We start from the raw sequence: 8,965 nt of genomic DNA, 5'->3' as shown, positions 1-8,965 counted from the left end.
TGAAGATAAAAATCCAGATTTCACAAAGGCATCCACAATTGGGTAACCTGCTTCAATTTCTGCTAAAGTAACTTCCGCTTGGTCTAAACTTTGGAAAACATCCGCTAACGTTTTTAAATCTAATTGTTTTAAATCGTCCACGGTTGGTTTAAAGAAGGCTTGTGAAGCAAAAACGGCTTTTTCGTGTTCTGCTACACCGTGAATCATTACGGTTAATTCTTCGGCTAATTTTTTCTGTAATACTCGTAAATGTGGCGCTTCAGCGTGTTCCGCTAATAACGCATCAATCGTAGCTTTGTCTAAGAACGTGAATATTTTAATATATTTTTCGGCATCAACATCAGTCGTATTAAACCAAAATTGGTAAAATTCGTATGGAGACGTTTTATCAGCATCCAACCAAATGTTTCCTTTTTCCGATTTTCCGAATTTCGAACCATCAGCTTTTGTAATTAACGGGCAAGTCATCGCGAAAGCTTTTCCTTCCGTTTCAGAATCAACATTCATTCTTCGGATTAATTCTGTACCTGTTGTGATGTTTCCCCATTGGTCACTTCCACCCATTTGTAATTTACAATTGTGGTGTTTGTGCAAATGATAAAAATCGTACCCTTGAATTAATTGGTATGTAAATTCTGTAAAACTCATTCCTTCGCCTTCACCAGACAAACGTTTTTTCACAGAATCTTTACTCATCATATAGTTAACTGTAATGCGTTTTCCCACTTCTCGAACAAAATCAATGAACGAGAAATCTTTCATCCAATCGTAATTATTGACTAAAACTGGGGCTTGTGCATCGGTAGCGTTGAAATCTAAAAAGCGAGATAACACACCTTTAATTCCTTCTACATTATGATTTAAAGTGGCTTCATCTAATAAATTTCTTTCGTTTGATTTTCCTGATGGATCACCAATCATACCTGTTGCACCACCAACTAAAGCGTAAGGTTTATGTCCGAATTTCCGCAAGTGCATTAATAAAATAATAGGCACTAAACTACCAATATGTAAGGAATCTGAAGTAGGATCAAAACCAATATAAACGGCTGTTGGCTCTTTTAAAAGTTGCTCTTCTGTTCCTGGCATCGCATCGTGTACCAGACCTCTCCATTGTAATTCTTCGATTAAATTTCTCATTTTATTTTTTTATTTCTTCACCTTCAGCAACAGCATCTGGGTCTTCATTATTTTCTAAAATATCTAAAATAGGTTCTGTAAATTCTTGTTCGTTGGCTAAACTTCTGTTTAACGATAAAACCAAACTTGGTAATAATATTAAATTGGTTAGCATTCCGAATAATAACGTGATGGAAACCAAACCTCCTAAAGCCACTGTTCCACCAAAATCAGATAATGTAAATACCGAAAATCCGAACAACAATACAAAAGACGTATAAAACATACTCGGTCCTTCTTCTTCTAATGTAGAAAAGATTGATTTTTTAATTTTCCAATTATTTCTTACCAATTCTTGTCGGTATTGCGCTAAAAATCGTATCGTATCATCTACGGAGAGTCCGAATGCAATTCCGAAAACCAAAATAGTAGAAGGCTTAATAGGAATACCTAAATAACCCATCAATCCAGCCGTAGCTAATAAGGGTAATAAATTCGGAATCAAAGCCACAAAAATCATTTTCACCGAACGGAATAAGAAAAAGATTAGAGCACCTGTTAATGCTAAAGCAAAAAGAAGCGATTCTATTAAATTGTCTAATAAATAACTGGTTCCTTTTTGAAATAATAAGGCTTTTCCAGTAATAGTAACTGTGAAACGTTCTTTAGGAAATAATTTATTGATTCGGTCATTTAATTTTTCTTCCACTTTTACCATATCATCTGTGCTGACTTCTCTCATAAAAGTTGAGATTCGAGCATATTGCCCAGTGGAATCTACATAACTTTTCAATGGATTATTTTTGCTGTCTTTTGATGAATTTTTCAAATATGGCAAAATAAAAGCTTGCTCTTGCGAATCGGGTAAATCGTAAAAGGCAGGATTTCCGTTGTAATACGCTTGTTTTGAAAACTTCACTAAATTGACAATAGAAACCGGTTTTGAAAGTTCTGGAATGGCTTCAATTTCCGATTGCAACTCGTCCATTTTCTTCAAAGTTGAAATCTTCATTACGCCTTTTTTACGCTTCGTGTCAATTAAAATCTCAACAGGTAACACACCTTTAAATTCTTTTTCAAAAAAACGAATGTCTTCAAAAAACGCATTGTTTTTGGGCATATCTTCTAATATACTTCCAGAAATATTAATTTTGTAAACGCCAATTATTCCAAGTATTAAAATCCCAACAGCTACCGAATACACGCGAACATTATGATATTTTACTTGGTTGATAATCCAATTTTTAAAATTCACCAAATAGCCTCGTTCCAAATGTTCCAAATGTTTCGCTTTTGGAATGGGCATAAAACTGAAGAAAATCGGAATTACGAATAAACTCAACACAAAAAGGGCCATAATGTTTATGGAAGTTACAATTCCAAATTCTTGTAACAATTTATTGTCGGTAATAATGAACGTGGCAAAACCTACGGCTGTTGTAACATTTGTAATAAAAGTTGCGGTTCCTACTTTGGTTAAAACACGTTGTAAACCTTTGGCTTTGTTTCCGTGAATTCGCGTTTCTTGATGGTATTTATTAGTTAAGAAAATACAATTCGGAATGCCAATAATTACAATTAACGAAGGCACTAAAGCGGTTAAAACTGTAATTTCATAACGCAATAATCCCAAAAATCCGAAAGACCACATCACACCAATCATCACCACAAAAAGCGCCATCATAGTGGTACGAAACGAACGGAAAAAGAAATAGAAAATTAACGAAGTTACCAATAAAGTAGCCCCAATGAACAAGCCGATTTCGCTAATAATTGCTTTGGCATTTAAGGTTCTAATGTAAGGCATTCCTGAAACTTTGATATCCGTTTTTGCAGTTTCTTTAAACGATTCAATAGCAGGAATTAGTTTGTTTAAAACAAATTCTTTTCTTTCGGGTTTGTTTACTATGTCTTTTTTAAGATAAATAACGCTTCTAACCACGCCGCTTTTTTTATTAAACAATAAACTTTCGTAAAAAGGCATTTTGTTTAATAAATCTTGTTTTTTAGCATTCAAATAAGCAGCATCAGCTACTTTATTTTGATCTATAAAAGGTTTGGTTTGAAAGGTTTGTAAGGAATCATTTTTAACTAAATCCTGAATTTCATTAAACGATAACACGCCATCAACTTCTTTGTTTTTAGCAATAGAAGCCATCATTTTGTTCCAAGCTTTAAACGTTTCGGGCTTAAATACATCGGAACTTTTTACAGCAAAAATGATAATATTTCCTTCTTCGCCGAATTTCTTTAAAAAATCGGTGTAAGCAATATTGTCTTTATGGTCGTTGGGTAATAAATTGGCTTCGGTTTGTGTAAAACGGATGTATTTCCATTGCGATGCCATAAAAATAGTAAACAAAGCAATGCACAAAAGCACCCAATGTCTATTTCTTAAAAGCGTACGCGCTACAAAATTCCAAAAACTGGTGTTTAACCACTTCGTCATGATATGATTTTAGTGTGCAAAGGTAAGAATTATGATGAATTATATCCCCAAGTTCAGAGTAAAAGATAATTTTATAGCGATATTTTGATCAAACTTTTCCAATTGATACGGACCATATCTGTAATAGGTAGCTAAACCGAAGCCTTTGAAAATGTTTTGCAATTCAAATCCACTTTCAAAAAAACCTTTTTCCATAGTTTTGAATGCAATACCTTGATGATTTTCAGGATGAGAAAATCCTCCAAAAGCGACTTTAGTTCCTAAAATTAATATCGGTTTAATGCTTTTTGAAATTTGAAATTTATTAAAGTAGTGTTTCATCTGAAAAAGTGAATACCTGTCTGAAAAAAATTCATTGAAATACATGGTTTCAAAAGACGTTTTATTAGCAAATGTAATTCGCCTTAAAATGGCTTCTCGGTCTAAATTATTTGGTGCTACACTATATAAATGGGATAGTGGTGCGTTGCCTAAACTAATTCCTCCTTGTAATAAAAAAGTGGTTTTTTGTCCTGATAAGTATTTCTTTTCTTGATAAACTCGGGCATCAATTTTTGTAAATTCAATGTTTTCGCTCAGTACATTTGGTATGGCGTGAGACACCTGCAAAATTATTTTTGGAAATCCTTTTTCCACCTCTAAAATTTCTTGTGGTGCTTGTAAAAATTTACTATTTGGCGACCATTCCAAACTTAAAGTTGCTAAAGTTAAATTGTATATTTTATATGATTTATTTGGTGCAATAAATTCGTAATCAAATAAAGGATTAATTCTGGAACGACTTATTTTAAAAGTAGTTTCAATTTTAGAAATGAATTTCGATTCAAAAGTCAGTTCATACGATTGATGGTTATAAAATGTAGAAAGATTAAAGGGTCTTGGGTCGTATAATTTGAATTTTTTTGAATCAGCTATTAAGGTTAAATCAGCAAATTCAATAATATCATCTGTAAAGGAACCCGAAATCCAACTATCCGAATTTTTTGAAATCCGAAACGCACTTCCAAGTTGACTTTTAAAAATACCGTCTCGTGTGCCATATGCGCCATAACCAAATAGTTTGTAATAAGGTGAAAAGCGATCGTTTGTGGCAATTCCTAAACCCAATCGGAAACCTTCGTAACTGTTATATTTAAAAATATCGCGCGCACGAAAGTCAAACCAACCAAACGGAATTTGGCCATTAATTAGTTTTTTTCCGAAATAAATTTTCTTTTCAATTTTTGTTGCGGTTACTAAACTGTCTAATGTTTGATAGGTGTTTTGTGATCGTTTGTCTAAAGTGTCATTTGAAATCGTACTAAAAAAAGAGGTATTTGTTTTAATAGCACTTTTATCAATCTGAATTTGATATGGCTGTCTATTTTGAAGTTGTGTAAAGTTATAATTACTATAATCTCTGTAAATTTTCACATACAAATCATTAGAATAATCATACTTTTTAGAAGTGTTCGGCAAATTGTCAAACTGAATGGTTTCTCCTAAAAAATCAATATTTTGTTTTCCTTTTCCTTTGGTTACCAATATGTTTTGCGAAACAGGAAACCACGATTTTTCAGTATTAAACGAGCCAAAAATAGTTTCCGCTTTTACATTTATAATGCTATTAATAAAAAAAGTAATTTTAGTAATGGCATTTGTTTTTAAATCAACAATAGCCACACCTTTTAATTTGTTTTTTTTGATGCTTTTTTTTAATTCAAACTGCAATACTATTTCATTACCATTTGGTTTAATTAACGTGTCTGTTATTTCAAATTTATATTTAACTGAGCCATCAGTTGAAAACGGATTTTGAAAAGTAAATTGTAAAATTTTCAATTGTTTTTTACTCAAATCGAAAGGCATAAATTCCTGACCTAATAATTCGTAAACAGGTTGTTTTAAACCCGCCATTTTTAAACCTATAATAGTTTCTTTTTTCTTGCCTTTTTCGATAGAAATTTTTGCTACTTTTTCGGTTTGATAAATATGTTGTTTGGTAATAATTTTTTTGAATTTATAACTTGAAGAATCTATTATAAATTTCGTTTTTCGCTTGTTTTTAAATAACGTATCAATTGAAGCGGAAATAGAATCTGGATTCGCAGAAATAATTGATTTTTCGTAAAACGTATAACTAAAATCAGGCGTTTTTATTTGGTTTTTGCTTTGTAATTGAATAATACTAGTTACTAAATTTTCAGTGGCTTCACGGTGCTTTGAAGTTGTCTTTTGAGCCATTGCCACAAAAGAACTAAAAAAAATAAACCACACGAGTATTCTCATTTACAAGAAATTAAAAGCAAATATACAGATAATAAAAAAGCGTCCAATTACTTGAACGCTTTTATTTATTTTAAAATTTATTTTGCTTCGTTGAAACGTTTTGTTACTTCGTCCCAGTTTATTACTTTGAAAAACGCTTCAATATAATCAGGTCGTCTGTTTTGGTAATTTAAATAATAGGCGTGTTCCCAAACGTCTAATCCTAAAATAGGCGTTCCGCCACAACCAATTCCTGGCATTAAAGGATTATCTTGATTTGGTGAAGAACACACTTCAACTTTTCCGCCTTTTTGCACACAAAGCCAAGCCCATCCAGATCCAAAACGAGTGGCTGCAGCTTTAGCAAATTCTGCTTTAAATGCATCAAACGAACCATAAGCAGTGTCAATTGCAGCTGCTAATTCGCCAGTTGGCAAACCACCACCATTTGGCGACATTACGGTCCAAAATAAATTGTGATTGTAAAAACCACCTCCGTTATTTCTAACCGGCATATTATTCATATCTAAATTGGCCATAATTGCTTCAATAGATTTTCCTTCTAAATCAGTTCCAGCTATAGCAGCATTCAAATTTGTAGTGTAAGCATTGTGATGTTTTGTATGGTGAATTTCCATAGTTCTTGCATCAACATGTGGTTCTAATGCATCATATGCATAAGGTAATTGTGGGAGTTCAAAAGCCATGATTTACTATTTTTTAATGGATTAATTATTTTTTTCAAATTTATAACTTTAACTTTGAAAATAAAAATTTAGATAGTTAATTAAAACACAATATATTAGAAAATAATCTTTTAAATTGTGAAAAATTAAACACATAGGTACATAGGATTTTCCAATAAAATTGCAAACGCTTTGCTCAAAATAGTTCGCATTAGACTGAGTTAAAAAAAATCCGTGTAAATTTGTGTAATCCGTGGCTAAAAAAAATCAAAAATATGGCATTTCAAGTTTATAACGCTTCCGCTGGTTCTGGTAAAACGTATACCTTAACAAAAGAATATTTAAAAATTTTACTGGTAGCTCCTGCTAATGATACCTATAAAAAAATTCTTGCCATTACGTTTACCAATAAAGCGGTCGAGGAAATGAAGAGCCGAATTATTGAAAGTTTAATTGCATTTACTAAAGACGAAGTTACTGAAAAAACAGCCGATTTTATGCGAGAAATTGCTGCTGAAATAAAATTAGATGTTCCTTCGATACAACAAAAATCCAGAAAAATTTTAAAGAATTTAATTCACAACTACGCGGCGTTTGATATTTCTACTATTGATAAATTCACGCATCGTATCATTAGAACATTCACGCACGATTTAAATTTACCTACCAATTTTGATGTTACACTCGATACAGATGAACTTTTAAAAAACGCTATTGATGTCGTGGTTGCCAAAGCAGGAGAGGATGAAGAATTGACTCAAATATTAATCAATTTTGCTAAAAGTAAGACAGATGACGATAAAAGTTGGGACGTAACATTAGATCTTTATGAGGTCTCAAGATTAATTTTAAACGAAGAACATTTTTTTAATTTCGGAAAATTAAGTGATAAATCCGTAGATGATTTTTCTAAAATTGCAGAGAAAATTAAATTAAAAATCGAATCCAATAAATTAAAAATAAAAGAAAATGCGAAATTCATTTTAGATGATTTTGCAGCAAATAATTTAACGGAAGAAGATTTTGACCGAAAAACGTTTTACAATCACGTTGCCAATTTATATAACGAAAAAGCAACTGAATACGATTTTGTAAATGAAAGAGAAATTATAGTTCCTAAAAAATCGAATAATTTAGAAGTAGTTCGTCGTTTAGCACCTACTTGGAAAGAAAAACTGACACTCATTTACAAAGCAAAAAACGAAAACGCATTATTCGATTTGATCATAAAAAATATGATTCCATTGTCGTTAATTAATGTAATTTACAAAGAATATAAGCAATTGCAAGAAGACCAAAATGTCTTATCTATTTCCGATTTTAATGCTATAATTCACAACGAAATTAAAGACCAACCCGCTCCTTTTATTTATGAACGTTTAGGCGATAGATACCGTCATTATTTTATAGATGAGTTTCAGGATACTTCACAATTACAATGGGAAAATTTTATACCATTAATTGATAATGCCTTGGCAAGTGAAGATTTAGATGGCACAAAAGGTTCGTTAATGATTGTTGGCGATCCAAAACAATCCATTTACCGATGGCGAGGCGGAAAAGCAGAACAATTTATTGATTTAAGTACGGATGTAAATCCGTTTTCCAATAAAGAGAAATCAGTAGAAAATTTACCAAAAAATTACAGAAGTTACTCTGAAGTTATTGATTTTAATAATCAATTTTTTCAATTTCTTTCTGAAGAATTTACCAATGAAGCCTATCAAAAATTATATAAAGAAACCGCTGGTCAGGAAACAAATGAAAAAACAGGCGGTTTTGTATCGGTTACTTTTTTAGATGATACCATTGAAATAAATGAAGAAATTGCAGAAGACGAATCGATTACAGAAAAGGACAAACAATATTTATCGAAAACTTTAGAAATTATTCAGCAATCTCTTGCAAATGGATTTGACTATTCAGACATTGTTTTATTAACTCGAAAAACTAAAAACGGAGTGTTATTGGCTAATTTTTTAACCGAAAATAACATTCCAATTATTTCATCGGAAACGTTACTAATTCAAAATGCTTCCGAAGTAAAATTTATTATTAATTTTTTAGAATATTTAGATAGTTCAAATAATCAAGAATCAAAAATAAATTGGTTGTATTTTGTAGCAAATACAAAGGTTGATAAAGATAAAATTCACGATTTTATTATGTCTGCAAAAGATTTATCGGAAGCGGATTTGCAAAAATATTTAGCGTCATTTAATTGTGAAATATCCTTTGAAAATTGCAGAAAAAAATCACTTTATGAGGCAGTTGAAAACATTGTAAATGTGTTTTTAAAAGAAAAAACCACCATTTCGTATGTGCAGTATTTTTTAGATTTAGTTTTAGAACGAAACGTAAAATATCAAACGAGCATTGCAGATTTTTTAGAATATTGGGAAAAATCAGGTTTCAAACAAAGCATTCCCTCGCCAGAAGGAGAAAAAGCCATCCGAATTATGAC

The 8,965-nt window shown here is 31.5% G+C and carries 5 protein-coding genes; 1 reads left to right on the top strand and 4 read right to left on the bottom strand.

Features of this window, described 5'->3' with window-relative positions:
• The 4 genes from tyrS to ACIQ11_RS06390 form a co-directional block, all read right to left on the bottom strand.
• On the bottom strand, positions 1-1,140 hold a 1,140-nt coding region (gene tyrS, locus ACIQ11_RS06405), incomplete at its 3' end, for a tyrosine--tRNA ligase (RefSeq protein WP_396153872.1).
• A gap of 1 nt (position 1,141) precedes the next feature.
• Positions 1,142-3,568 (bottom strand): RND family transporter, encoded by a 2,427-nt coding sequence (locus ACIQ11_RS06400; RefSeq protein ID WP_396153871.1) that lies wholly within the window; start codon positions 3,566-3,568, stop codon positions 1,142-1,144.
• 39 nt (positions 3,569-3,607) lie between these two features.
• Positions 3,608-5,836 carry a DUF5686 family protein gene (locus ACIQ11_RS06395; RefSeq protein ID WP_396153869.1) on the bottom strand — a complete coding sequence of 743 codons (2,229 nt, stop codon included), beginning with the start codon at positions 5,834-5,836 and terminating at the stop codon, positions 3,608-3,610.
• Between the two features lie 77 nt (positions 5,837-5,913).
• Positions 5,914-6,522, bottom strand: a complete 609-nt coding sequence (locus ACIQ11_RS06390) for a superoxide dismutase (RefSeq protein WP_396153867.1) — start codon at positions 6,520-6,522, stop codon at positions 5,914-5,916.
• A gap of 254 nt (positions 6,523-6,776) precedes the next feature.
• Between ACIQ11_RS06390 and ACIQ11_RS06385 the strand changes: the two genes are divergently transcribed.
• Positions 6,777-8,965 (top strand): UvrD-helicase domain-containing protein (locus tag ACIQ11_RS06385; protein WP_396153865.1); only part of this gene is annotated, 2,189 nt, incomplete at its 3' end.

This window comes from Flavobacterium sp., assembly GCF_044361065.1.
Taxonomy (GTDB): domain Bacteria; phylum Bacteroidota; class Bacteroidia; order Flavobacteriales; family Flavobacteriaceae; genus Flavobacterium.
The sequence above is the reverse complement of the archived record's forward strand: the minus strand, read 5'-3'. Positions and strand labels throughout refer to the sequence as shown.

Excerpts from the sequence above, each read along its gene's own strand:
- ACIQ11_RS06400 (WP_396153871.1), bottom strand. The coding sequence starts at position 3,568 with ATGACGAAGTGGTTAAACACCAGTTTTTGGAATTTTGTAGCGCGTACG.
- ACIQ11_RS06395 (WP_396153869.1), bottom strand. The coding sequence starts at position 5,836 with ATGAGAATACTCGTGTGGTTTATTTTTTTTAGTTCTTTTGTGGCAATG.
- ACIQ11_RS06390 (WP_396153867.1), bottom strand. The coding sequence starts at position 6,522 with ATGGCTTTTGAACTCCCACAATTACCTTATGCATATGATGCATTAGAA.